The sequence below is a fragment of the Nocardia sp. NPDC003345 genome, assembly GCF_053589395.1.
Genome location: NZ_JBSFRU010000008.1, coordinates 13,504 through 37,989, shown reverse-complemented (window position 1 = coordinate 37,989; position 24,486 = coordinate 13,504). Strand labels below are relative to the sequence as shown.

Genomic DNA, 24,486 nt, shown 5'->3' with positions numbered 1-24,486 from the left:
CCGGACCGGTCAGCGGAGTGTGTTGTGCACCGGCAGAGTCCGAGCTGCCGTGCGCAGGCGGATGTGGAACGCGCCGACCGCGCACACTCCGGTGATGCACAAAGTTCCCATGTGCGGCGACTGTAGACGGTGCCGGTGATCCGGTACAGCGAATTTCTCTCCGGTGCGGCTCCGCCGATCGCGGTGAATCCCCGTGCCGTCGCGAGGCGCGGAGATCGTCTGGGCCGGGCGCGTGGGATCCGATGATCCTGGGTACCGGTTTCGCCACGCGTCCCGGGTCTCCGGTGGCTGCTCAGCGCGCGCCCGCGGGCTCCTCGCAGGGGCCGGACGGGGTGAGTGCGGCGAGCTCGGTATCCAGGGCGACCTCCGCCGGGGCTTCGGCCGGGGCTTCGGCGGGCGTCGCGGCTGCGCCGATAACCGCCGCGCCGTCGCGGTAGCTACGGCTCAGCCGACGGTAATGTGCGCTGCCCAGCGCGTATCCGGTGAACAGCAGGCCCAGGACCCCGAGCAGAACGAACACCAGCGCCATACCGCGGGCCTCCCCGGTGCCGAACCAGCCACCGATCGACCGCGCGCCCGGCCCGTCGGTCATGAACGGGATGAAGAAGAACTGGGCGAGCGGGCTGATCAGGAAGGCGGTCAGGGGCGAGGCGGCCTGCTCCACACTCTGCGCGAAACCGAAGACGCGTCCCTGCCTTTCGTAGGGCACGACCTTCTGCAGTACGGTCTGCTCGGCCGCTTCGGCGAAGGGCATGAGCAGCATGAACACCGCCATTCCGGCGAACAGCAGGAACACCGAATCGCGCAGCGGGAAGACCAGCATGACCGCCCACAGCCCCATATTGACCAGCAGGATCAGGCGTACCGGGTTCGACGAGGTGCCGGTCCGGGCGACCAGCAGTCCACCCGCGATCATCACCGCGCTCAGCACACCCCAGGCCACGCCCCACAGTTGCACGGACATCATGGAGAGCGCGTAGGGGTCCATCAGGGCCATGAGTCCGCCGAAGAGCAGGTTGTTCAGCGCCGAGAACGCGATGAGCGGGACCATGCCGGGGATGCCGCGGACGACCCGGATCGTCCCGCCCAGGTCGATGCGCCGGGGTTCGCCGGCGGCCGCGGCCCGGGCCAGCGTATCGGGCAGGGTGAGCCGATGCAGATGTGCCAGTGCGGCGGACAGCACGACCACTGCCAGGACCAGCACACCCAGCATCCCGTTCCAGCCGACGAGCAGCGCACTGGCCACCGAGGTCACCAGATGCGCGATCCCGGTCGTGGTGCCGACGAGGCCGTTGGCGCGGTCGCGGACCCGGGCGTGGAACATCGCGGTGACCACGGTCGGCAGTGCGATCGTGCGTAGTCCGCCGGCCACCACCCCGGTCATCAGCAGGACGATCAGAATCCACAGCCGGACGCTCGCCGGATCCTGCCAGGCGGTGGCGGGCGTGGCCAGGTAGAACACCAGCGCGACCGCGTAGATCCCCAGGGAGATCAGCGCGGACGCCTGCATGACCGACTTCTTGCGCCGGTGGTCGACGATACTGCCGAACCAGACACCGGTACCCGCCATCGCGACCAGGAAGATACCGGCGATCATGCCGGTCGCGAACACCGAATGGGTTCGCAGATAGACGAAGAAGGTGATCGCGAACCACACCGTGAAGTTGATGAACGAGACCAGCAGGACGTTCACCAGCAGTTGCGCGAAGGTGCGCACGGTGGGGTCGCGGAGGTCGAGGCGGTCGGCGGCCTCGGCGGCGGTCCGGTGTGGGGTTCTCATACTCATGAACTCAACTACCTCGACATTGGTTCAGGTCAAGTGGTGACCTCGCGGATACGTCATCACCTGAGACCGGGGCCGCCGCCGAAACTAATCGCTGCCCGCCGTGCGGATGGCCGGATGGGTGGCGGTCGCGATCACTTCCTCGGCGACGGCCTGGGCCCGCCACATCCGCGCCTCCGCGCCGGCTCCCCGCCGGTCCAGCAGGTCGGCCAGCCCCGCCATGGCCGGGATCAACCGCCGTGCCGCGGCCGCGCGCCACCACACCTCCGCGGCCTCGGGCTCCTCCCGCCGCAGGTAGAGCAGGCCGAGGTCGTACGCGGCGCCGATATGCCCGGCTCGCGCCGCGGGCGCCCACAGCAGGGCGGCCTGTTCGTCGTTACCCAACGCGTGGGCGGCGCCACCCAAGGTGTGGAGCCGGTCCGGGTCCGCCGGATCGGTGGCGGGTGCGGGCCGGCCGGACGGGACCGGCGGCAGTGAACCGTCGGCGACGGTATCGGCGAGTGCGTCGTGTTCGGGGATATCGACACCGTCGTCCTCGGCATAGTGCTGCTGCGCTGCCGGCCGCGGCACCATCGCGAACGCGCCGCCGGCCGGGGCGTGCCGGTACGGATCCGGTCCGTAGTCGGGGAGCTCGGCGCCGCGGATCACCGGCACCAGCCCGGTCTGTTCCGGGTGGTCGGCCCATCCGGCCGGGCCGGCGGGGTGGTAACCGGCCGGGTCCGCGGAATCCCGGCGGGGCTCGACCGTGTCGTCGTACCAGGTCTCGTCGTAGGTCCCGTCCCATTCCGCCGGCCATCCGTCGTAGGCGCCGAAGTCGGGTTCGCGGTAGCCGAGATCCGAGATGACGACTGCCGGGATGTGCGGGACCGATCGGGGGAAGTCGTTGCCGCGCGGTGCGTCCCGGTCCAGCGTGAAGAGATCGGCGAAGCTACAGGGATAGCCCTCCACCTCGGTGTGGTCCGCCGGCCGGGTGGCGGGCGCCGCCGAATCGACCGGGGTGCTGCGAATTTCCACCACCAGATCGGCGAAATGCGCCGGACCTTCGCCCACACTGCACCACAGCACCGTGCGGCCGGAATCGGCGTGCTCGACCACGATCCCGTAATTGCCCATCCAGGACCGCGGCGTCCCGGTCGTATCGGACCACACCGGCGTCAGGACCAGCAGCGCGTCGGGTGTCTCGGCGGTCAGCCGGAAGTCGACACCGCGTTCGAGTGCGTCGCGCCAGATATCGACTCCGGTCAGTTGTTTGCCGTCGATATCGATATGGCCGTCGACCACGGACAGTCCGATGCCCACACTCGCCGGTCCCGGTGGCGGCGTCGCCGACAGCAGCGTTACGGTGAGCGACGTCGCCGACGCGGCCAACTGCTCGGTGTACATCGGATAGACGGTGGCGCCTTGCCATTCGATCGGTTCGGCGCTGAAGTAGCGGTCGGCCAGTACGGCCGGGGATCCGGCCGTCTCGTCCGGGAGGTCCGGCACCGGCGTCACGAGCTCCAGCAACGGTGCGGCATCATGGGCCGGGCCGCGTAGGTGCCGCGGCAGCTGACCGGCCGGCGGTACATGTATGTACCTATCGTCCTGCGATGGAATCACTCCGGTCGTCGACGCTACCGGATCGTACATATCCTGCCCCGCCTTTCCCACCGCTCCGATTCTCCCCGCAGCAATGCGGTGGCTATACCGTACTAGCCGGATCCGCTGGATGGGGCGCGATTTCGTACCCACGAGGCGTTCGGGTGCCGCGATATCGCTTTCCGGCGCCCGGAACAGCGCAGACACCTCGCGCACCCGCATGTCGGGACACGCAGGGGATCGAGCACTTCCGCGACTTCGCCGAGCGGCGGGAACGCGGTGAGGGGAGGGTGGGCGAGAGAAATTTATCTGTAACCGTCGGTTACAGATAAACCTGGCAGGATCGAACTGCCGACCGTGAACGGTGAATGCCGCCGAATCATCACCGGTCGCGTCGAGATTACACGATTCACGGTCGTGGGTGCCGGGCAGCGGTGTCCGGTAACGCTCGTCCGATGGTCACCGCGGTGTCATCCCGGGGCAACGCTGCGGTCGGTCTGGTGCGGGATCCCTTGAGAATGGACACCACACGCAGGCGCTTCCTGACTCGCGGCGCCGCGGCGGCCGCCGTTCTGGTGGCCGGTACCGGCGCGGCGGGTAGCGCACGGTTCCGTGCGCCCCGCCGGCTCGGCGACCCGTTCACGCTCGGTGTGGCCTCCGGCGACCCCACTCCGGACGGCGTCGTGCTGTGGACACGGCTGGCGCCCGACCCGATCGCGCCGGACGGTTTCGGCGGTATGGGTCCGGAGCCGGTCACGGTGGAGTACGAGATAGCGCGCGACGAGGGTTTCCGCGATATCGCCCGGCGCGGGACCGCTGTCGCCGACCGCGCCCTCGGTCATTCCGTCCATCCCGAGGTTCGCGGGCTCGAACCGGGACGCTGGTATCACTACCGCTTCCGGGCCGGATCGGCGATCTCACCGGCCGGCCGCACTCGCACCGCGCCCGCCGCGGGCGCACCGGCCCGGCGGCTGCGGTTCGCGTTCGCCTCCTGCCAGGCATGGAACGACGGCCACTACACCGCGTACGAGCATATGGCCCGGGAAGACCTCGACCTCGTCGTCCACCTCGGCGACTACCTGTACGAATATCCGATCAGCGGTGACGGCCGCGGCGTCGAGGTGGAATCGCAGCTGCGCCACGAACCTCGCGACCTGCGCGGATACCGTGTTCACTACGGCTGGTACAAGACCGATCCGGCGCTGCGCCGGGCCCATGCCGCCTTCCCGTGGCTGGTGACCATGGACGATCACGAACTCGCCGACGACTGGGCCGGGGACCGGCCGGGTCCCCGGCCCGGCGCCGACCGGCTGGCGCCGGTGTTCCGGTCCCGGCGGGCCGCCGCGTTCCGGGCGCTCTACGAACATCAACCGTTGCGGCTGGGGCAGCTGCCGTCCGGGCCGCGGATCCGAATGCACCGGCGCTACCGTTTCGGCGATCTCGCCGAGATCACGATGCTGGACACCCGCCAGTACCGGGCCGGCGGATCCATTCTCGGCGCACGGCAGCGGGAGTGGCTGGTCGACGGGTTCGCGACCTCGCCTGCCCGCTGGCAGATCCTCGGCAATCAGGTGGTGCTGGGCCGCACCGATGACGACGCCGGACCGGGTGCGGTGCTGTCCGGTGACGCCTGGGACGGATACCCGGCGGAGCGGGCCGCGGTGCTGGCGGCCGCCGCCGCGCGTTCGGTACCCAACCTCGTGGTCGTCACCGGTGACCGGCACGAGAACTACGCCGCCGATCTGCGTGCCGATCCGGCGGACCCGCGAACACCCGTGGTCGCGGCCGAATTCACCGGAACCTCGATCACCAGTGGCGGCGACGGGGTGGACAGCTACGCCCGCGGCGAACAGTTGCTGGCCGCCAATCCGGACCTGAAATTCTTCAACGCCCAGCGCGGATATGCCCGGGTCGAGGTCGGGCCACAGCTGTGGCGCACCGATTTCCGGGTGGTCCCGTATGTGAGCAGGCCCGGTGCGGGCGTATACACCCGGGCCTCCTATGTGGTGGAGAACGGTGTGCCGGGGGTAAGGGCCGCGGCCGAACCACGCCGCGGGCGGCCGGTGCCGGTATCCCGGCCCGCGGGGCCCGCGTCCGATGCCGGGGACGCGCGATAGATCGGGATCGCGTCGGGTCTCAGAGGATATGCATACCCGGCGTGGGCGGAAATTCGACCGGTAGCGCGGTGAGGGCGCGCTGGAACGGGCCCGGGCGCCAGACGGCGTCTTCGGTATCGAAGGCGGGGCGCAGATCCGGCAGGGCATCGAGTAGCTGGTCGATGGCCTCCTCCGCGATCATCCCGGCGATCGCCCGGGCGTGCGCGGGGCAGGCGTGCACGCCCGCGCCCCAGGCCAGGCCGGTCTCCGGAGCGGCCAGTGTGCCGAGGGTCCGTTCCGGGTCGTTGTTGCAGGCCGCCAGGCCGATGAGGACGGGCTGGTCGGCGGGCAGCCAGATATCGTCGATCAGCACGGGCAGCGCCGGATAGGTGATGCAGTGGTTGGCCAGCGGCGGGTCGGTAGCGAGAACCTCGTCGAGTGCCGCGCGGACAGGTGGGGCGAAACCGACCTGATTGGCCGAGAACCGGGGGTCGGTGAGTACCAGCAGCAGCGTATTGGCGATGAGATTACGCGGCGGTTCCACTCCGGTCCAGAACAATCCGAGCAGCTGGTGGGCTATTTCCTCGTCGGTCAGCTGCGCCGGATGCCGGATCAGCCTGCTGGTGACATCGTCACCCGGTTCGGCCCGGCGCACGGCGATCAGTTCGGCCAGCGCCTTCTGTGCGAGGGCTTCGGCCTCCTCGTCGGTGCGCATATCGAGTATGGGGCCGAGTCCCTGTCTCAGCTGATCGCCGAGATCGGGCGGGCAGCCCAGTATCCCGTTGAGCACCTCGAACGCCAGTGGCACGACATAGCTGTCGATCAGATCCGCGGAGCCGTCGCCACAGAACCCGTTGATCAGCGGGACCGCCACTCGCGCGACCCGGGCCCGCAGTGCGATGAGATCGACGCCGGACAGCGCGTCGACCACCACGTCCCGGTACCGCTCGTGGTCGGCGCCGGCGCTGCGCAGGGCGTTCGGCCGCCACTGCATCGTCGGCACGATCGGCAGACCGGCCGGCGCCTTCTGCTGCCAGGCCCGCGGGTCGGAGGGGAACTGGGTGGTGTCGCCGAGTATTCGCAGGGCGGTGCGGTAGCCGATCACCAGGGTGGCGGGTACGCCCGGCGCGATATCGACCGGCGCCAGCGCTCCGTGGCGCAGCCGCATCCGCCGGTACGCGGTATGCGGATCGGCGGCGAATTCCTTGGTGTATATCGGAATACGGGCGCCGCTGGCGTCGGTGGATGCGGCGGTTCTCCCGCGGCGGTGCGCCGGTTGCAGCCGGGACTGCCCTGTCACTCGAGTACCCCCTGAGGTCGGTGCGCCCGGCTCCGGGCGCGCTCGTCAACCGGCCGAACGGAATTCGCTGCTCGAAAGTGTTCGGCCGGCACACATTTCGTTACCGGCGAGGATGATACCCAGGCCGGTCCGGGCCGCGCACGCGAACCGCCGACGCAATTGCGGCACCGCAGCGGAACCGGCGTCAGGTCTGCGCCACGACCGGAACAGGGGTGACCACCGCACCGAACTCGAGTTTCACGATACGGTCGGCGCAATCGAAGTAACGGTCGTCGTGGGTGATCACGATGACGGTTTTGCCGCGGCGCCGCAATCCGTCCAGGATCTCGCGGTAGAACACCTCGCGGAACTGTGGTTCCTGGTCGGCGGCCCATTCGTCGAAAACATAGATGGGCCGGTCTTCGAGCAGTGCCGTCAACAGCGCCAGCCGCTTGCGCTGCCCCTGTGACAGCGCGATCGTGGAGAGCTTGCCGTCCTGCACCTCGACCTTGTCCTCGAGCCGCAATTCGGTGAGGTAGCGCCGTACCTCGTCGTCGATATCGGGACGGTCGAACCCCAGATACTCCTCGAAGAGATGGAAATCGGTGAATACCGCCGCCGAATTCTGCCGGAACCATTCGATATTTTCGTGATCCACCGGTTCTTCGTTCACAGTTATGGTGCCGCCGCGCGGTATATAGAGGCCGGTGACCAGTTTCGCGAGCGTGGATTTCCCGCTTCCGTTACCGCCGATGACAAAAGTGATCTCCCCGGGCTCGAATACCAGGTCCAGCGGTCCGAGCCGGAAACCGGACTGCTCACTCTCCTCGGCCTCCGGATGCGGCGGTAGCGGCCGGCCGTCGCGGTGGTGGTCGAGACGGCGGCGGCCGTCCACATCCGGCGGCGGGGCGGGCGGGCCCGGGGGATGCGGCGGCGGGCCGTCGGGGCCGGCTGGAAACGGCGGCGGTGAGTCCGAACGGTAGGCGTAGCGGACGCCGCTCAGCACCAGCCGCGCCGATTCGAGAGCCGGGCGGTCGGCGTAGGGCAGCTGCTCCTCGTTGTGCGGTGTGTCCATGGACAGGTTCATGGCCCGCACCTTGGCCAGTGCGATATCGCCGCGCAGCAGGTCGGGGAGCCGGTGCATGAAGTTCTGCATGGGCATCGACAGGAATGTCGTCACCAGCACGTAGCCGACCATCACCTCGCGGGACAGATCCAGTGCCGCGGCCACCCCGAACAGGATGAGCGCCATGGTGGCCAGCTGCAGAAGCTGCCCGAGGCTCTGTGCCAGCGCGAACCGGGCGCCGGCGTCGATGTTCTGGGCCCGCAGATCCGCCGCCGAGCCGAGCAGCCGGCGGCGCATGAAATCGCGGCGCCGGCCGCGATGCAGTTTGAGTTCCTTGATGCCCAGCGTGACCGCCTGGAACGCGCGGATGAGCGAGTCCTCGTTCTCGCGCGCGTCCCGGTAGATCCGGCGTACGCGGGTCAGGAAGAGTTCGACGCAGGCCACTCCGGCGAGAGTGCCCGCCACCATGATCGCGAAGAGCGGACCGGACAGCGTCGCGAGGAAGACGAAACAGCCCACGATGGTGGCGATATCGATGCATATGGCGGGAATCGCGGTGACCGCCATGGACAGCGAGCGCACATCCTCGGTGAGGGTGGCGATCAGCCGGTGTGTGCCGAGCCGTTCGAGATGTTCGAGCGGCGCGGCGACCACGCCGGCGCTGAGGTCGGACCGGAGCCGGTAGATCGCGTCCTGGGCCAGCCGGACCAGCAGGATCTGCGACAGCAGACCGCTGACCAGGACGACCGCGACCGTGAGGATGAACTGCCCGAGTGTGGCCGGTGGCCGCGGACCGGGCGCGACCACCCCGTTGATCAGGATGATCAGATAGGTGTTCGCGGCACCGCAGACCAGACCCGTGGCGGCCACGGCGGCGATCCGGGCCCACGAGATGGTGACGAGGAATCCGATGAGTTGCATGATGAGGTCGCTCTCTGGGTGACGCGGCCGGGCGGCCGGTCGTGGGATCAGCGCCGGACGATATCGAAGATCAGGCCCTCGAGCGTGACCCCCGGCGCGAAGGAGAAGGCCACCCCGGTGGAGATACCGGTGGTGTCCGCGGAGTCACGGACCATCCGCTCCAGGACGAAGATCAGCGAGGCGGACAGCATATTGCCGAAGCGGGCCAGGACATCCCAGCTGGTACGGGCGCACCCGGGATCGATCCCCAGCGAGCGGACCGATTCCGAGATGATCCTGGGCCCGCCCGGGTGGATTGCCCAGTGCGCGATATCGGGCTTGGTCAGGCCGTGGCCTGCCAGTACCCGCGTGACCACCGGGTCGACGCCGCGCAGGATATAGCGCGGCAGGTCCTCGGCGAGTTCGCAGGTGATGCCGTCGGCGCCGATGCCGAGCACGATCCCGTCCGCGGCGTCGTCGAACAGGTGACTGAACGTATCGCGGACCACCACCGTGCCGGGCGCCAGCGGATGATGTACAGGCGCCGCGCCGACCACGACGGCCCCGCAGCCGTCGCCGAAGAGGCTGTGGATGATCACATCGTTCACATCGTCGGCGAATACGGCGTTCACCGAGCTCAGCTCCAGGCAGATCACCATGGCCTTCTTGTCCGGATGGACCCGGGCATAGTCGGCCGCGGTACGGATGCCGTTCATCGCCGCCGCGCAACCCATGAAATTGACAACGATCCGGTGCACAGCGGGCGAGAGGCCGAGTTCCCGCAGCACCGCGATATCCACGCCCGGAGCCAGTAGCCCGGTGCTGGTGACGAAGATCAGCATCCCGATCTCGCGAGCCGGGTCGGCGACCCCGGCCAGGGCCCGGCGCGCGACCTCCACCGCCAGCGGTACGGCGTGTTCGTAGAAGAGATTCATCCGCGTCCGGATCGTGCCGGGCACCCGGCCGAATCCGAGGAACTCGGGGTCCAGCGGGTCCACCGCCAGCTGCCTGGTGTCGATCCGGGTCTTCTCGTAGATCCGGGCGATCCGTTCACGCTGCTCCGGGGCGTCGAACAGAGCGGTGACCCGCTCCACCGCCTCGGCCTGGGCGTAGGTGGCGGCGGGAGATCCGGTGGCCACGGCTTCGATCACACCCACCGTGGTCGGCGGCGCGGGCGGCAGTGGGTCGGGGCCGGGCCGGCCGCGGCCGACCGGGGAGAACCCGTCGATATCGAGGGACAGGGACACGATTTCCACCTTTCGGGAAAAGGAGCCGGCGACGCCGCCCCACGATTGATCGATCGGGGCGCCGCCGGCGTAAACGAATCAGACGGTGCCGATTCCGGTGAATCCCTGAACCATGTAGACGCCGCAGGTTTTCCACGCGGCCGGGGACAGGTGCTCCCGTACCGGACCCCAGCCCTGCTCCTGTGCCTGGCGTGAACGCGAGAACACATAGGTGCGGCATAGTTTCGGGAAACGATCCGTGAGGAAACTCTTGGGCGGCAGCCAGGCCACACCGGATTTCGCGGCCTCTTCGCGGACGATGTCCTCCGAGGCGATATTGGCGAAACCGCTGCGCTGATAGGGCAACACGTGATGCACGCGGTGCGGGCTCAGCCCGGCCGAGAGGAAACAGTCGATATAGCGGTTGCCGACCACGGTCAGGTCGTAGGCCTGCTCCAGCTGATGAACGGCCCAGTCGGCGGTATCGGACGGCGGCAGATCCGCGGTATCGACCTCGAAGTCGTGGCTGGCGACCACCAGAAAGGTGCTCAACCACAGGGTGACGACGAATTGCAGTGCCCAGGCCCAGAAATCACCGGCCACGACGAACGCCACGAGTTCGGCCACCAGCAGGAACCGCACGCCGAAGGAGCCCAGAAAATGGGGGAGCGCGCCGCCCATCGTCCCGTACATCTCCTTCACTCCGACCTTACGGGTCAGCCGGACGACATCGAGCAGCCGGATCGTCATACCGGTGACGGTGTGCCCGAATTTGTGCACGGTGTGGACGGGTATCCGATAGAGCCGCGGAATCCGCGTCATCATGGTGAAGACGTTCTTCTTGATATCGACTTCACTCTGGGTATGCGGATGGTGCAGCAGGGCGTGGCCGTCGGCGGTGACGAACGACAGCGCGACATAGTTGATATCGAACGAGTTCGTGAAGACCTTGTTCATCCCCTTCTGCGCCCGGTGGATCGCGTAGTGCCCGAACCCGGCGAGGGAGCTGCGCAGTACCACCATGGCGACGACGAACAGCGGTAGCGGCATCCAGGCCGGTAGCGTCAATCGCAGCGCCTGCACGGCGAAATAGGCGATCACGAGCAGGATCGCGACGATATCGAAGAGTCGGTCCATCCGGGCGATCCGTGCGGCCACGGCGGGTTCCCGCAACCGGGCCTTGATCCGGTGCAGCAGATCTCCGGTATCGGAGAAATCGTATGTCGGGGTATCGCGCCAGCTGTCGAACCCCTCTTTGAAGAGGAAATCGGGCGCGTTGTTCTTCGGATGGATATCCTCGGGAACCGCGCGGCGATCCAGTGCGTAGCGCTCGAGCATCCGTTCGATGCGTTCGGGTTCCCGGTGGTAGGAGCCGACGATCGAGGTGATATCGCGATTCTTGGTGCGGCCGATGAAGAATTCCCCGCCCGGATGCCTGGAGATCCAGTCGCTCAGGTCGTAGGCTCTGCCGTTGTACACCCAGACATTCGAGATCGGGGGCCGGCCTCCGGGGCCGGGTGGTCTGCGGAACTCGTCCTCCGGCGGTGCCTCGGATCGGTCGCCGACCTCCGCGTGGTCGCTGGTCGTCATGTCTATTCCTTTGTTGCCGATCGGCGGTGGAGCCGGCCGATCAGGGTGTCCTCGTATCGTCCGCGGTGGGCGCGCGTGCGGTGCCGAGCCGACGCGGGAACGGGTACGCGGATCGTGGCGGAATATCCGCCGAACGCCTGTGCCCCAATGCTTTCCGCACGGCCTCGGCGCTCGCGTGCGCAACGTTGGACGGCATCGTCGCCGTCGCCGTCGCCGCGACGATACGAACGAAAGTGAGCCGGTCACAGGACCGGAAGTGGTATCCGGTGCCGCCTCTGCGCCGGCGGCACCGGATACGTCCGAACCGCCCGGCACCGGGCACCGGCGCCGGGCGGTGACGGAAGAATCAGCCCTGCGGTTTCACGACCTCGACGGGTTCGGCCCATTTCGACAACGTGACCTGGATACTGCCGGGCGCCTTGTCCACCACCGCGCGGACCAGATTCGGGCCGTCACCGGGGGAGGGCTCCTCGGACGGCTTGGCCGCCTGCGCGGTCTCCGGCGGGGCGACATCGGCGATCCACAGGGTGATCGGATAGCTACCGCCGCCCTCGCCGGACCGCGGGACGATGGGGTCGATCACCGCCGAATCGATGGTCCCGGAGATTTTCACGACGTTGGTGCCGTCGAGCGTCTCCCGGCCTTCGGTCTTCGGATTCTGGACCTGCGCGATCACATTGGCCAAGCCTTTGTCCTTGTCCAGGATCACGCCCGGGTCGTAGATCTTCTCCGCCGGTCCCACCGGCGCGTAGGCCGCGTCGCCCGCGGCGGTGTAGAGAGTTTTGTCGACCACGATGAACTCGGCGTCGATGAAAGGCTCCTCCGGCGCGGTGCGTACCCGCGCGGTCCCCATGGCCTGACCGGCGCCCTGCGGCTGATTGGTGACATCGGCGGATACGGTCTCCACCGGGAGATCCGGCAGGCCGCTCACCTCGAGGTCGAGGTGAACCGCCTGCAGGGTCTGCGTCGTGCGGGCGGATTCCTGCACGATCTGCGCGGCCTCGGGCAACGGCGCCGAGGCCGGCGGAGCGGCCGAATCGGTGCCCTCGTCGGACGAGGTGCAGCCGGTGATCATGGCGGCGGCCAGGGCTACGGCGGCCACCACCGGCGTGACTCGGAGGAATCGCGGTCTGTGCCCGGCGTAATCGCGCATTGCAAGGTCGGTCATGGTTACCACCCCGTGAGAGATCCATTCGGCGGCGAGGAATTCGGCGCCGAGGGTTGCGGCAGCGATGCTGCCTCGCACAGAGTATGCGCAAGATCGGCGGTCCGCACCAGAGCTATCGCGATCTCGGTATCGGCTCGATGCCGTGCTCGCGCGCGGATCCGGGCCGCCGGTCCGGGCGATTCGGGATGCGGAACCTGTTCCGGCACTGGCGGTCCCCGCCGGTGCCGGAGTGGGTCAGTGTTCGCGGCGAATCGGTGCCGGGGTGTGGCGCAGCTCGATGGCGACCAGCAGTTCCACGAGATCGGTCACCCGGCGGACATTGCGTCCGGTGAGTTGCTGGATGCGGCGCAGGCGGTATTTGGCCGTGTTGTGGTGGATTCGCAGGGCGTCGGCCGCTTCCCGCAGGTTCATATCGGCTGCCACGAACGCCTGGATGGTGTCGGCGAGAACCGCGCCCTTGACGTGATCGTCGGCCAGGGTCCGCGAGACTCGCGGGTCGACCAGGCCGCGGGCGGTCTCGTCGGAATTCAGTACCAGATACCGGAAGGGGCTCAGTTCCGGCAGGGCGGTCACACCGCCGCCCTCGGGGACCAGATCCAGTGCGGTGCAGGCCTCCTGGTGACCGCGCGGCAGTTCGGCGGCGCCGGCGAGGACGGTGCTGACGCCGAGGGACACCGTCATTCCCTCACCGGTGAGGGTGTCGCGCGTGCGGCGCAGGCGCGCGCACAGATCCTCGACCGTTCCGGTGCGGCCCAGGCCGGCGACGGCGACGATATCGGAATCCCGCACCACCGCCAGGGTCCGGTGACCGTTCACACCGGTACGGGCCAGCGCCGCGGCGACGAGCGTGGATGCCTCGGTATCGGACACCGCGGCGCCGTCGTGCTCATGGCGTTCCGAGACGGTCGCGGCGACCACCACGAGCCGTTCGGTGGCGGCCAGGCCGATACCGTGCGCCGCCGCCGTGTTCAGCTGCGGTCCGCGCTCCGGGAGCGCGCCGCCGAGCAGGCATTCCATCAGGTCGCGACCGTCGCGGGAGGCCTCGGCGGACTGGTGCTGCTGGAATTCCAGGTAGGCGTGGGTGGCCTGGGTGCTGATCAGATCGCAATACCGGGTCAGCGGCAGCACCATCGACAGGGTCGCCTCCCGGGCCGCGGGTGAATCGCCCGCCTGTTCGACGAGGGACTTCCAGAAGGCCTGCTGGCCCAGCCGGAACGCGGTGATGTAGTCGGTGAGCGGTATTCCGGACTGCGCCCGCCGTACCGCCGCCCGCCGGGTGGCGGCGAGATCGGCCGCGGTGACGCGGCGCTGGTTCAGGAGCGCGCCGAGGCCGGTACGGCACAGTCGCGCGACCTGCTCGTGCACATCGGCCCGGAATTCGCTGTCACGGCCGGCGTAGCCCGGTACCTGGGCGAGGATGGCGGCGCTGCCCAGGGCGGCCACCTCGTCCGCGCGGTCGTAGATGGTGCCGACGATCCGGGTGCGCGCCACCTGTACCGGCTCCGGGAGCGTGGCGACGATCGACTGTGATCCAGCAGACATAGTCGGATGGTCCACGTGGTCGCGATGAATGTCAACACATAGCCGTAAATGTATCAAATTATGCGCAGTTCGCTTGTCCTCGGCGGACAACTTCGCGGCCGATAATTGGGACGCAAAAGCTGATGTGTTTCATTCGGGGCGCTCTTACGCTGGCCTGACCCATAGCCGGTACCGCGGACTGTGTGCTGCCGCACAGACTTTCGGCCCGGCTTCGCACCCGGAGGACTCATGCTCGAGATATCCGGCCTGACCGTTCGATTCGGCGGTATCACGGCCCTGGAGGACGTCGGATTCGCCGTCGCCGCCGGTGAGATGGTCGGTCTCATCGGGCCCAACGGCGCCGGGAAGACAACCCTGTTCAACTGTCTGACCAGGCGTTGCGCACCGACAGCCGGCGTGATGCGCTACCTGGGCACCGACCTGCGCGCCGTCCGCCCCGACCTGATGGCGCGGCTCGGTATCGCCCGCACATTCCAGAACCTGGGCCTGTTCACCCGTATGTCCGTCCGGGACAACGTGCTCGTGGGCGCGCATCACCGGGCGCGGGCCGGATTCCTGACGGCGGGCCTGTTCCTGCCCCGGGTGCGCTCCGAGGAACGCCGGCTCCGAGCCCAGGTGGACGGCCTGCTGGAACGGCTGGAACTGCACGACGTCGCCGACCATCCGGCGGCCGGCCTGCCCTTCGGCACGCTGAAACGGATCGAGCTCGCCCGCGCCCTCGCCGCGGGGCCGCGCCTGCTGCTGCTGGACGAACCGGTCAACGGGCTCAGCCACGGAGAGGTCGGGGAGTTCGCCGGTCTGCTGGCGGGTCTGCGTGTCGATTTCGATCTCACCGTGCTGGTCGTCGAACACCATATGGGCTTCGTCATGGGCATCTGTGACCGCGTCGTCTGCCTGGAATTCGGCCGGGTCATCGCCGACGGCCCACCCGAAGTGGTTCAGCGGGATCCGGCCGTGATCGAGGCCTATCTGGGGACAGCCGCGTGAGCGGGTTTCTCACCGTCACCGGGCTCACCGCGGGCTACGGCGCCGCCGAGGTCCTGCACGGCGTCGGATTCTCGGTGGCCGAGGGGGAGATCTGCGCCGTCCTCGGACCCAACGGCGCCGGTAAGACGACATTGTTGCGCGCGCTGTCGGGGATGGTCCGGGTGCGGGGTTCGGTGACCCTGGCGGGCACCGAGGTCACCGGCCGGGCGCCGGAGAAACTGGCCCGGATGGGTGTGGCCCATGTTCCGGAAGGGCGTGGCACCTTCGCGCCGCTGACCGTCGAGGAGAACCTGCGGCTGGGCGCCTACTCGCGGCGCGGTCGCGGCAGTGTCGACGCCGAGCTGCGCCGTGTCTTCGACTACTTCCCGATCCTGCGGGAGAAATTGCACGATGCCGCGGGCCGGTTGTCCGGCGGTCAGCAGCAGATGCTCGCCCTGGGCCGCGCCCTGATGTCGCGACCGCGCCTGCTGCTGCTGGACGAACCGTCGCTGGGGCTGGCCCCGCTGGTGACCCGCGAACTGTTCCGCATCGTGCAGACCATCAACACAGAGGAACGCACCACCGTGATCGTCGTCGAGCAGAACGCTCATCTGGCCCTGCGTGCCGCGCACCGGGCGCATGTCCTGGAAAGCGGGCGCGTCGTGTTGTCCGGTACCGCCGCCGATATCTCGGCGAACGAGCAGGTCGCACAGTCCTACCTCGGATACCGGGTGTAACCGTGACCGGATTCGCGCAACAGATCATCGAAGGCCTCAGCGCGGGCGCGCTGTACGCCGGTCTGGCCCTCGCCCTCGTCCTCATCTACCGGTTCACCGGGATCGTCAACTTCGCCCAGGGCGAGCTGGCCATGTTCTCCGCGTTCCTGGCCTGGCAGCTGGTCCAGGCCGGAACGCCGTTCTGGCTGGCGCTCCCGGTCACTCTCGCGATCTCCTTCGCCGCGGGAATGCTCATCGAGCGGATCGTCATCCGGCCGGTGGAGGGTGCGCCCGAACTGACCTTGGTGATTGTCACGGTGGGGCTGTTCTTCGTGGTGAACGCCGCCGCCGGCTGGATCTGGTCCTATCAGCTGAAAGCGTTTCCGAATCCGTTTCCGGAGGGAACACTGCGGGTCGGTGGGGTGAGCGCCGGATACGGCAATCTGGGCATCCTCGTCGTGGTCGCGGTGGTGATGACCCTGCTGTACGCGCTGTTCCGCTACACCCGGACGGGTCTGGCGATGCGCGCGGTGGCGGCGAATCCGCAGTCCGCCCGGCTCGTCGGGATCGGGGTGGGCACAGTGCTCGCGCTGGGCTGGGGCCTGGCCGCCGCCGTCGGCGCGGTATCCGGCGTGCTGTCGGCGCCGCTGCTGTTCCTGGAGCCCAACATGATGGGCGGTGTTCTCATCTACGCCTTCGCGGCCGCCACCCTCGGTGGTTTCGACAGTCCCGGCGGGGCGGTCGCCGGCGGGCTCATCGTCGGGGTCGCCGAAACCCTGGCCGGCGCCTATCTCGACGTCATCGGTACCGAACTCAAGATCGGCGTGCCGCTGGTGATCATCCTCGGCGTGCTGCTGGTGCGGCCGCAGGGCCTGTTCGGCACCCCGGTGGTGGAAAGGGTATGAGCGATATGGGAATTCGGCCCCCCGCGGTGGATCCACAGCCCGCCGCGCCGGTCGCGCGGCCGCCGCAGCCGCCGGCCGCCGCGCCTCGGACCCGGCGGATCCGGATCAGCGGGTCCGGCATCGTGGTGGCGATCGTGGCGGTGGCGGCCTGCTGGGCGCCGTTCGAACTGGCCCCCTTCCACACTTTCCAGCTGGCGCTGGCGATGATCTACGCGGTCGCGCTGCTCGGGCTGAACCTGCTGGTGGGGCATACCGGCCAGATATCGCTGGGGCACGGCGCCTTCTTCGCGGTCGGCGCCTATACCGCCGCGGTCATGATGGACCGCTGGGATACGCCCTATCCGCTGACTCTGCCCGCGGCGGCCGCGGTGGCCTTCGTACTCGGTATCGGTCTGGGGGTGCCGGCGCTGCGGCTGCGCGGTCTGTACCTGGCCCTGGTGACGCTGGCCATCGCGATCTTCCTGGTACCACTGCTGAAACGCTTCGAATCGGTGACCGGCGGGTCCATGGGACTGACGCTCGACAAGCCGCGGCCACCGGTCTGGACCGGGCTGGCCGAGGACCAGTGGCTGTACTTCCTGGCGCTGGCGGTGACGGCGGTGAGTTATCTGCTGGTCGCGGGCGTGCTGCGGTCGCGGGTCGGCCGGGCGCTGCACGCGGTGCGCGATAACGAGGTCGCCGCCGAGGTGACAGGTGTCCGCCCGGCGTTCTACAAAACGCTGGCCTTCGCCTGGGGCGCGATGCTCGCCGGTGTCGCGGGCTGCGTCTACATCTGGGTCATCGGTTACGTATCGCCGGATTCGTTCACCCTCACCCTGTCCATCACCTTGCTGGCGGGCCTGGTGGTCGGGGGTCTCGGCGGGCAGTGGGGGCCGCTGTTGGGCGGGATGTTCGTGATGTATGTCCCGACCTTCGCCCAGGACGTCAATCAGGCCGCGCCGGGAGTGATCTTCGGCCTGCTCATCATCGCGGTCATGTACCTCGCGCCGAATGGATTGGCCGGACTCGTCGGCCGGGCGGCGCACTGGCTCGGACACCGGGCCCGGAAAGGAAGAACCCATGCGCACTAGAGCGATACAGGCAGCGGCCGTCGCGGCGGCGGTGCTGCTCGCGGTCGCCGGCTGTGGCAGCCGCGACGACGGGGACGGCGCCGTCGCCTCCGGCGACTGCCAGGGCCAGCAGACCACCGGCCTCACCGATACCGATATGAAACTCGGGGGCGTGTTCCCGCTGTCGGGTCCCGCGTCGGCCTACGCCGAACTGCCGAAGGGGATGCAGGCCTACTTCGCCTACGTCAATGCCGAACAGGGCGGTATCGACGGACGCCGGGTCGACTATCTGCTGCGCGACGACGGATACCAGCCGCCGAAGACCGTGGAGGAGACCCGGCGGCTGGTCGAACAGGACCAGGTGTTCGCGCTGCTGTCCACCCTGGGCACGCCGACATCGGCCGCGGTCTGGGACTACCTGAACCAGCGCGAGGTACCGCAGATCTTCGTCGCCGGTGGCGCCACCCAGTGGGGGGCGGGCGAGGGTCATCCGTGGACCATCGGATGGCAGCCCAGCTATCACGCCGAGGGCCGGATATTCGCGGGGTACGTCAAGGAGCAGAAGCCGGACGCCACCGTCGCCGTCATCTATCAGAACGACGATTTCGGCAAGGATCTGCTGGCCAGCTTCAAGGAGGGCACCGCCGGCAGCGGTGTCCGGGTGATCGCCGAGCAGAGCTACGAGGTCACCGATCCCACCGTGGATCCGCAACTGCGGAACCTGGCCGGTTCGAAGGCCGACGTCCTGCTGAATTTCGCGACCCCGAAGTTCGCGGCCCAGACCCTGGCCGCCGATGCCCGGAACCCGGAATGGAATCCGCTGCACATCCTTTCGCAGGTGTCCAGCACCATGAGCGTGCTCGAACCGGTCGGGCTCCCGAATGTCCAGAACGTGGTCACCTCGGTATTCGTGAAGGATCCGGCCGATCCGCAATGGGCCGGGGATCCGGGGATGAAGCTCTACCGCGACAAACTGGCGCAGTACGTCCCGGACGCCGATCCCGACGACGGGTACACGCTGGTCGGCTGGGCGATGGCCCAGAGTTTCCACAAAACATTCGACGCCGCCGCCTGCAAAACCCGGGAAGGTTTGCGCGATGCCATGCGCTCGCTGAACGACGTCGAAATCGATCTGCTGCTGCCCGGTATCACCCTGCGGACCGGCGAGGGCGATAGATACCCCATGGAGGCCATGCAGATCCAGCGGTTCGAGGGGAACCGCTGGGTGCTCGCCGGCGATCTCGTCGATACCGCCGGTCGATGACGAAATTCCCCCGCTCAACGTCCGCGGCGCAAACCGGCGCCGACGGCCGCCTCGATATCAACCGATGAGGACAGTCACGATGAAACTCAGAACCAGCGTTGTCACCGCCGCGATCGCGGTGGCGGCTCTCGGCGCGACGGTTGCTCCGGCCTCGGCGCAGCCGGCCCCCGCACCGCGCGAACTCACCTACGAGATCACTCAGGAGGGTGATTCGGCGGTGGTGGCCACGAACGGCAAATGGCAGGTGGCCGGCGATCAGCTCATCCTGAAAGCGGTCGACGACACCCCGCTGAGCACGGTGCCGCTGACCTACCGTAAGGACGGTCTCGCCTTCCCGATCGCGGCGGCGGTCGACGGCGGGACCGCGGTACTCACCCCGCAGCGCGACGGCGGAGTGCCGGTGGCGCCGGTGAGCGCTCCGGTGATCACCCCGGAACAGGCCGGTAAGGAGATCGCCGAACAGTTCACCCCACGCGATATGCAGGCGCTGGGTGTGTTCACCCAGCGCGCGACCATGAGCGCGGCCATCGCCGGTGCCGTCGGCGCGGTGCTCGGCGGCAGCCTGGGCTGCGTCCTGGGCGCCGCGACCGGTGCGCTGGTGTCGAGCCCGATCGCGCTGCTGCTGGTGCCGTTCGTCGGTGCCACGATCGGCGGTTGCGTGGCGGGGGCGGCGACGCTGGGCGCCGCGGGCGGCATCATCGGCGCCTTCCTCATCGGTGGGCCGGTGGCCGTTTTCGCCGCGTTCCAGTACTTCTCGACCATCCTGTCCCCGTGCCCGCCGGAGCATCCGGCCTGCCGCCCGACCACCCCGTAGCAGCCTGCCCGTTCGTGCCCGCCCCGGTGTCCGGGACGGGCACGAACGCGTGTCCACCGGCCGGACGGTCTGGCCTCGGCGGCGACGCCGACGGAGGCCGCCGCGGCCCTCAGGGGCCCGGACCGGCACCGTTCCGTGACCGGATCCGGGACACGGATGGCATGCTGTCCCCTATGGCCGATATTCGCCTCGCTGTCTCAGACTCCGTCGCCACCATTACCCTGGACCGCCCCGCGCAGCTCAACGCCTTCACCACCGAGATGGGCCGTGAGCTCATCGAGGCGTTCGACACCTGCGACCGCGACGACGCGGTGCGCGCGGTCGTCATCACCGGCGCGGGCCGCGCCTTCTGCGCCGGTGCCGACCTGTCCGCCGGTGCGGACACCTTCGTCGCGCCCGACGGCGACGCCGCGGATTTCCGCGACGGTGGCGGGGAAGTGGTGCTGCGGATGTTCGAATCCCGCAAACCCATCATCGCCGCGATCAACGGCCCCGCGGTCGGGGTCGGTATCACCATGACCCTGGCCGCCGATTTCCGGCTGGCCGTCGACACCGCGAAGATCGGATTCGTCTTCAACCGCCGCGGTATCGTCCCGGAGTCGTGCTCGAGCTGGTTCCTGCCACGGCTGGTCTCCGTGCAGAAGGCGATGGACTGGGTGTATTCGGGCCGGATCGTGGCGGCGGCCGAGGCATCCGAGGCCGGATTGTTCTACGGGCTGTACTCCGCGGAAAGCCTTCTGGACGAGGCCTATGCGCTGGCGCGGCGCCTGACCGAGCACACCGCCCCGGTCTCGGTGGCGCTCTCGCGGCAGATGCTGTTGCGCGGCCTCGGCGCCGACCATCCGATGATCTCGCACCGGGTCGAATCCCGGGGAATTCGCAGCCGCGGCGCCAGTGCCGATGCGAAAGAAGGGGTTTCGTCGTTCCTGGAGAAGCGGGCGGCGGCGTTCCCGGACAGCGTGGTGCGCGATCTTCCGGATATCTTCGGCGACGATCTGCCGGTACCGCCTTTCCGGTCCTGAGGCCGGTCGCCGGGAGATAGCGCGAGTAACGCCGGGACCTCTGGCAACGATGAGTTCGCAAAAGTGCGCGGTCGCAGTGTCACGGGTCTAGGATCTGTGGCACAACGAATTTCGGAGGTGCTGCATGCCGGACGAAGTCCTGGCGCCCAACATCGAGCTCTTCTCCCGCAACGGTTTCGCCGGTCCGAACACCACCATCGTCCGGGCCCAGTATCGTCCCCGGTTCCTACGCGCCCGTGGCGATTACGTACCACGCCGATTCCACACCTGGGATCTACCGGCCGGTGTGTTCGCCGAGCCCAAGGCGCTACCGGTGCCCATCCTGCGGGGCGAGGGCATCTCCTTCGAACTGAACCGTCGTTCGGCGGCGACGACCTTCGGCTACGTCAACGTTTGGGCCGACGAACTGCACTACATCGTTTCCGGGCGTGGCGAACTCGATACCGAGATCGGCACCCTGCAGGTCCGGGCGGGCGATTTCGTACTGATCCCGCGTGCGGTCACCTATCGCTGGGGTGAGATCGCCGAGGAGATCAACGAATTCATCGTGGTCACCGCCAGCGAACTCCATCTCGATCCCGAGGGTGCGCCCGGCACCTTCAACCCGGATCTGCACCTGGACCGTCCGGTGCCGCACGGCCGCCCGGGCCTGCCGACCGACGAAGAGTACGAGGTCGTCGTCCGGACCGGCGAGACCTTCACCTCCTACTTCTACGATGTGGATCCCATTCCGTGCCTCGACGCGCTGGGCGCGCCGCTGGTACTGCGGTGGAACATCGAGCACGTGCAGGGGCTCGGCGTCGCGGAGGGCGGCCTGGCCCCGGCCCGTCTGATGAGCAGCACCTCGGGCCACGATTTCGTCTTCGGCACCGGCAGCCGGCAGAGTACCCGGCCACCGATCCACCACAACGCCGACTTCGACGAGGTCATCTGCTACGCGATGGGCCCGTCGCCGTGGGGTTCGGTCGATACCCCCGGCACCGTCACCTGGACACCGAAGGGGCTGCTGCACCAGGGTCCCGAGGAGGACGTCCGGCCGGGATACCGGGCCTTCCTGGTGGAGACCCGTTCCTCGCTGGTCATGACCCCGGCCGGCCGCGATATCGCCCATCTGATGGAAACCGATCAGTACGGCGTCCACCCCACCGAGGGGCAGCCCGCCACGGCACGCTGATATGCGGTACCGGCCGGTCACGCGGCCGGCCGGTGTCCGGTTACCGCGGCTGTCCGAGCCAGTCGATCACGGTGCCGGTGCCCTCCCGGAAGGCGCGGGATCGAGGCCGGTTCAGGAATCCGTGCCGGGACCCGTGGACCACGACGTGTTCGGCGGCGACCCCGGCTTCGGCGAGTTCACCGGCGAAAGTGGTGCTGGAGGCGCCCAAGGTGTCGTGGGCGGCATCGAGTAGCAGGACCGGCGGCAGCCCGGCGAGCTTTCCGCCGCCGGGGAAGACCTCCGGATCGCGCAGGAGTCGGGTGGAGCCGGTGTAGTTGAGATTCATCCGCCGGATGACATGCGGCGAGAACGTGTAGAGGCGGTGGCGGCCGCCCACCCGGGCCCGGACCGCGTCCGGGAGCTCCGGGAGTTCGGCGTGCAGGGTCGCGTAGGCGAGGACGAGTCCGGCCGGTGGTTCGGCATCCCGGTCACGCAGCCGCAACGCCGCGGACGCCGCGAGACAGGCGCCGGCGCTCGCGCCACCGAGCGCGATGCGCGGTGCGCCCGCCATGAGGTCGGTGGCGGCGGCCAGCACATCGTCCAACGGCGCCGGATAGCGGTTGCCCGATGGCCGCAGTTTCGGCGGACCCCAGACCCGGAACCGGGGTACCAGTGCGTAGTCGACGGTCCGGACCCGGCGGCCGGTTCCGGCGATCCGCAGTGCGACCTCGTGCGATTCGGGCTGATCGAGTCCGCCGGAGACGAAGGCGCCGCCGTGCACCCACAACAGTGGCATGGCGGCGGGGTCCGGCGTGGCGGGCAGGTATTCGCGGATGGGTACCGGGCCCCGTGGCCCCTCGACCGTCGTATCCCTGATCTCCGGATCGCTCATCCACCGTCCTCGCTGTGGGTCGTATCGGGCCGCCGCCCGCACCGCCCGGACCGGATACGGCGGCGGATCTCGGGCGATCGTATCCCCGGGCCTCGTCACCGCCCACCGCCCGGGGGTGGACCGGCTCGTATCGAACGCCTCTCGGCTCCGACCGGTGTTCCGGTTGGTGCCCCAACTCACAGCACCGGCCCGGAACCCTCGCCGCCTCCGTGTTGTTGCACCGGAGCGTGACTTCTACCGCTACCGGTCCGGCCACGAACCCCACCACCACCACCGCTCGCACCGGCTGGCATCTCCCGGCCATGCTGGCGCTGGCGCTGGGTGGTTTCGGTATCGGTACGACGGAATTCGTCACCATGGGTCTGCTCCCGGATATCGCGGGCTCCTTCTCCGTCTCCGAGCCCTCCGCGGGCCACGCCGTCTCCGCCTACGCGCTGGGCGTTGTGGTGGGCGCGCCGGTGATCGCGGCCGCCTGCGCGGCGGTCCCGCGCAAACGGTTGCTGATGATCCTGATGGCCGCGTTCACGGTCGGTAATCTCGCCTCGGCCTTCGCACCGAATTTCACCACCATGATCGGCGCGCGGTTCGTCGCAGGTCTCCCGCACGGTGCCTATTTCGGCGTGGCCTCGCTGGCCGCGGCGACGCTGGCGCCCCCGCGTCAGCGGGCCAAGGCCGTCGCCGCGGTGATGCTGGGGTTGAGTATCGCCAACGTTCTCGGGGTTCCGGCCGCGACCTGGCTGGGGCAGAGCCTGGGCTGGCGCAGTGCCTATGTGCTGGTCGCGGTGATCGGGGCGGGCACCGTGCTGGCGGTGGCGCGGTTCGTGCCGCCGCTGACCGCCATCGTCATCACCAACCCGCTCACCGAACTCGGGGCGCTGCGCCGACCCCAGGTGCTGCTCACCCTCGCCGTGGGCGCGATCGGCTTCGGCGGCATGTTCGCCGTCTATACCTATGTGAGCACCACGCTCACCGATGTCGCGGGTCTGGGGCCGGGGCTCGTACCGGTTGTGCTCATGCTCTTCGGTGTCGGCATGGTGCTGGGCAATATCGGCGGCGGGATCCTGGCCGACCGCGGTGTGGACCGGTCGATCTTCGTCGCGATGGGCGCCATGATGGTGGTGCTGCTCGGCTTCGTCGCCGCCGCCCACAACCCGGTCACCGCCGGGATCGGCGCCCTGCTGGTCGGCGCGACGGGGGCCGCGTTGGCGCCCGGCCTGCAGACCAGGCTGATGGATGTGGCCGCCGACGCGCAGACGCTGGCCGCCGCCCTCAACCACGCCGCCCTGAATATCGCCAATGCCGCGGGCGCCTGGCTCGGGGGCCTGGTGATCGCGGCCGGTTACGGCTACACGGCCCCGGCGCTGGTCGGTGCCGGGCTCGCGGCCGCCGGGGTGCTGCTGTTCACCGTGACGGTCCGGGTCGCGCGGCGCGCCTGACCCCTGCCTGCCGGCCCGCCGTCTCCGCCGGGCCCCGCGTT

General features: G+C 68.8%; 19 protein-coding genes. 10 read left to right on the top strand and 9 right to left on the bottom strand.

The window, feature by feature from the left end; translation table 11 throughout:
* Window positions 1-292: 292 nt before the first annotated feature.
* Both ACWDU1_RS02150 and ACWDU1_RS02145 read right to left on the bottom strand, forming a co-directional pair.
* Entirely contained in the window at window positions 293-1,786 is a 1,494-nt protein-coding gene (locus tag ACWDU1_RS02150) for an MFS transporter (protein WP_449995123.1), read from the bottom strand.
* 84 nt (window positions 1,787-1,870) lie between these two features.
* Entirely contained in the window at window positions 1,871-3,289 is a 1,419-nt protein-coding gene (locus ACWDU1_RS02145) for a hypothetical protein (RefSeq protein WP_449995121.1), read from the bottom strand.
* 590 nt (window positions 3,290-3,879) lie between these two features.
* On the opposite strand from ACWDU1_RS02145, the gene ACWDU1_RS02140 reads away from it, so the two are divergent.
* Window positions 3,880-5,478, top strand: a complete 1,599-nt coding sequence (locus tag ACWDU1_RS02140; protein ID WP_449995119.1) for an alkaline phosphatase D family protein — start codon at window positions 3,880-3,882, stop codon at window positions 5,476-5,478.
* Between the two features lie 19 nt (window positions 5,479-5,497).
* On the opposite strand, the gene ACWDU1_RS02135 is transcribed toward ACWDU1_RS02140, so the two are convergent.
* From ACWDU1_RS02135 to ACWDU1_RS02110, 6 genes are all read right to left on the bottom strand, one after another.
* Window positions 5,498-6,757, bottom strand: coding sequence for a cytochrome P450 (locus tag ACWDU1_RS02135; protein WP_449995117.1), 1,260 nt, complete (start codon window positions 6,755-6,757; stop codon window positions 5,498-5,500).
* A gap of 184 nt (window positions 6,758-6,941) precedes the next feature.
* Complete coding sequence (locus ACWDU1_RS02130; protein WP_449995115.1) at window positions 6,942-8,723, bottom strand: ATP-binding cassette domain-containing protein; 1,782 nt, start codon at window positions 8,721-8,723, stop codon at window positions 6,942-6,944.
* Window positions 8,724-8,770: 47 nt separating this feature from the next.
* Window positions 8,771-9,943, bottom strand: a complete 1,173-nt coding sequence (locus ACWDU1_RS02125) for a type III polyketide synthase (protein WP_449995144.1) — start codon at window positions 9,941-9,943, stop codon at window positions 8,771-8,773.
* 84 nt (window positions 9,944-10,027) lie between these two features.
* On the bottom strand, window positions 10,028-11,518 hold the full coding sequence (locus ACWDU1_RS02120; protein ID WP_449995113.1) for a fatty acid desaturase: 1,491 nt from the start codon (window positions 11,516-11,518) through the stop codon (window positions 10,028-10,030).
* 346 nt (window positions 11,519-11,864) lie between these two features.
* Window positions 11,865-12,686, bottom strand: a complete 822-nt coding sequence (locus ACWDU1_RS02115; protein WP_449995112.1) for an LppX_LprAFG lipoprotein — start codon at window positions 12,684-12,686, stop codon at window positions 11,865-11,867.
* Between the two features lie 234 nt (window positions 12,687-12,920).
* Entirely contained in the window at window positions 12,921-14,228 is a 1,308-nt protein-coding gene (locus ACWDU1_RS02110) for a PucR family transcriptional regulator (RefSeq protein ID WP_449995110.1), read from the bottom strand.
* 228 nt (window positions 14,229-14,456) lie between these two features.
* Here ACWDU1_RS02110 and ACWDU1_RS02105 point away from each other — a divergent pair, with 228 nt between their 5' ends.
* From ACWDU1_RS02105 to ACWDU1_RS02070, 8 genes are all read left to right on the top strand, one after another.
* Window positions 14,457-15,215: an ABC transporter ATP-binding protein gene (locus ACWDU1_RS02105; RefSeq protein ID WP_449995108.1), complete on the top strand. Its 759-nt coding sequence runs from the start codon at window positions 14,457-14,459 to the stop codon at window positions 15,213-15,215.
* Window positions 15,212-15,931 (top strand): ABC transporter ATP-binding protein, encoded by a 720-nt coding sequence (locus ACWDU1_RS02100; protein ID WP_449995106.1) that lies wholly within the window; start codon window positions 15,212-15,214, stop codon window positions 15,929-15,931. Before ACWDU1_RS02105 ends, ACWDU1_RS02100 begins: the two co-directional genes overlap by 4 nt.
* Window positions 15,932-15,933: 2 nt before the next feature.
* Entirely contained in the window at window positions 15,934-16,815 is an 882-nt protein-coding gene (locus ACWDU1_RS02095; protein ID WP_449995104.1) for a branched-chain amino acid ABC transporter permease, read from the top strand.
* Window positions 16,812-17,885, top strand: coding sequence for a branched-chain amino acid ABC transporter permease (locus ACWDU1_RS02090; protein ID WP_449995103.1), 1,074 nt, complete (start codon window positions 16,812-16,814; stop codon window positions 17,883-17,885). The genes ACWDU1_RS02095 and ACWDU1_RS02090 overlap by 4 nt, the downstream gene beginning before the upstream one ends.
* A complete protein-coding gene (locus tag ACWDU1_RS02085; RefSeq protein WP_449995101.1) occupies window positions 17,875-19,128 on the top strand; it encodes an ABC transporter substrate-binding protein in 1,254 nt (417 codons plus the stop codon). Before ACWDU1_RS02090 ends, ACWDU1_RS02085 begins: the two co-directional genes overlap by 11 nt.
* Before the next feature lie 79 nt (window positions 19,129-19,207).
* The gene (locus ACWDU1_RS02080; protein WP_449995099.1) at window positions 19,208-19,942 is read left to right on the top strand and encodes a hypothetical protein; all 735 of its coding nucleotides are present in this window, start codon (window positions 19,208-19,210) and stop codon (window positions 19,940-19,942) included.
* A 173-nt stretch (window positions 19,943-20,115) separates the two neighbouring features.
* Complete coding sequence (locus ACWDU1_RS02075) at window positions 20,116-20,964, top strand: crotonase/enoyl-CoA hydratase family protein (RefSeq protein WP_449995097.1); 849 nt, start codon at window positions 20,116-20,118, stop codon at window positions 20,962-20,964.
* Window positions 20,965-21,088: 124 nt separating this feature from the next.
* Complete coding sequence (locus tag ACWDU1_RS02070; protein ID WP_449995095.1) at window positions 21,089-22,138, top strand: AraC family ligand binding domain-containing protein; 1,050 nt, start codon at window positions 21,089-21,091, stop codon at window positions 22,136-22,138.
* 40 nt (window positions 22,139-22,178) lie between these two features.
* Here ACWDU1_RS02070 and ACWDU1_RS02065 read toward each other — a convergent pair whose 3' ends face one another.
* Entirely contained in the window at window positions 22,179-23,009 is an 831-nt protein-coding gene (locus tag ACWDU1_RS02065; protein ID WP_449995093.1) for an alpha/beta hydrolase, read from the bottom strand.
* A 302-nt stretch (window positions 23,010-23,311) separates the two neighbouring features.
* On the opposite strand from ACWDU1_RS02065, the gene ACWDU1_RS02060 reads away from it, so the two are divergent.
* Window positions 23,312-24,445 (top strand): MFS transporter, encoded by a 1,134-nt coding sequence (locus ACWDU1_RS02060; protein ID WP_449995142.1) that lies wholly within the window; start codon window positions 23,312-23,314, stop codon window positions 24,443-24,445.
* Window positions 24,446-24,486 lie beyond the last annotated feature (41 nt).

Coding starts and splice junctions, on each gene's coding strand:
- ACWDU1_RS02150 (WP_449995123.1), bottom strand. CDS start 1,786: ATGAGTATGAGAACCCCACACCGGACCGCCGCCGAGGCCGCCGACCGC.
- ACWDU1_RS02140 (WP_449995119.1), top strand. CDS start 3,880: ATGGACACCACACGCAGGCGCTTCCTGACTCGCGGCGCCGCGGCGGCC.
- ACWDU1_RS02130 (WP_449995115.1), bottom strand. CDS start 8,723: ATGCAACTCATCGGATTCCTCGTCACCATCTCGTGGGCCCGGATCGCC.
- ACWDU1_RS02120 (WP_449995113.1), bottom strand. CDS start 11,518: ATGACGACCAGCGACCACGCGGAGGTCGGCGACCGATCCGAGGCACCG.
- ACWDU1_RS02115 (WP_449995112.1), bottom strand. CDS start 12,686: ATGACCGACCTTGCAATGCGCGATTACGCCGGGCACAGACCGCGATTC.
- ACWDU1_RS02110 (WP_449995110.1), bottom strand. CDS start 14,228: ATGTCTGCTGGATCACAGTCGATCGTCGCCACGCTCCCGGAGCCGGTA.
- ACWDU1_RS02105 (WP_449995108.1), top strand. CDS start 14,457: ATGCTCGAGATATCCGGCCTGACCGTTCGATTCGGCGGTATCACGGCC.
- ACWDU1_RS02090 (WP_449995103.1), top strand. CDS start 16,812: ATGAGCGATATGGGAATTCGGCCCCCCGCGGTGGATCCACAGCCCGCC.
- ACWDU1_RS02085 (WP_449995101.1), top strand. CDS start 17,875: ATGCGCACTAGAGCGATACAGGCAGCGGCCGTCGCGGCGGCGGTGCTG.
- ACWDU1_RS02080 (WP_449995099.1), top strand. CDS start 19,208: ATGAAACTCAGAACCAGCGTTGTCACCGCCGCGATCGCGGTGGCGGCT.
- ACWDU1_RS02075 (WP_449995097.1), top strand. CDS start 20,116: ATGGCCGATATTCGCCTCGCTGTCTCAGACTCCGTCGCCACCATTACC.
- ACWDU1_RS02070 (WP_449995095.1), top strand. CDS start 21,089: ATGCCGGACGAAGTCCTGGCGCCCAACATCGAGCTCTTCTCCCGCAAC.
- ACWDU1_RS02065 (WP_449995093.1), bottom strand. CDS start 23,009: ATGAGCGATCCGGAGATCAGGGATACGACGGTCGAGGGGCCACGGGGC.
- ACWDU1_RS02060 (WP_449995142.1), top strand. CDS start 23,312: ATGCTGGCGCTGGCGCTGGGTGGTTTCGGTATCGGTACGACGGAATTC.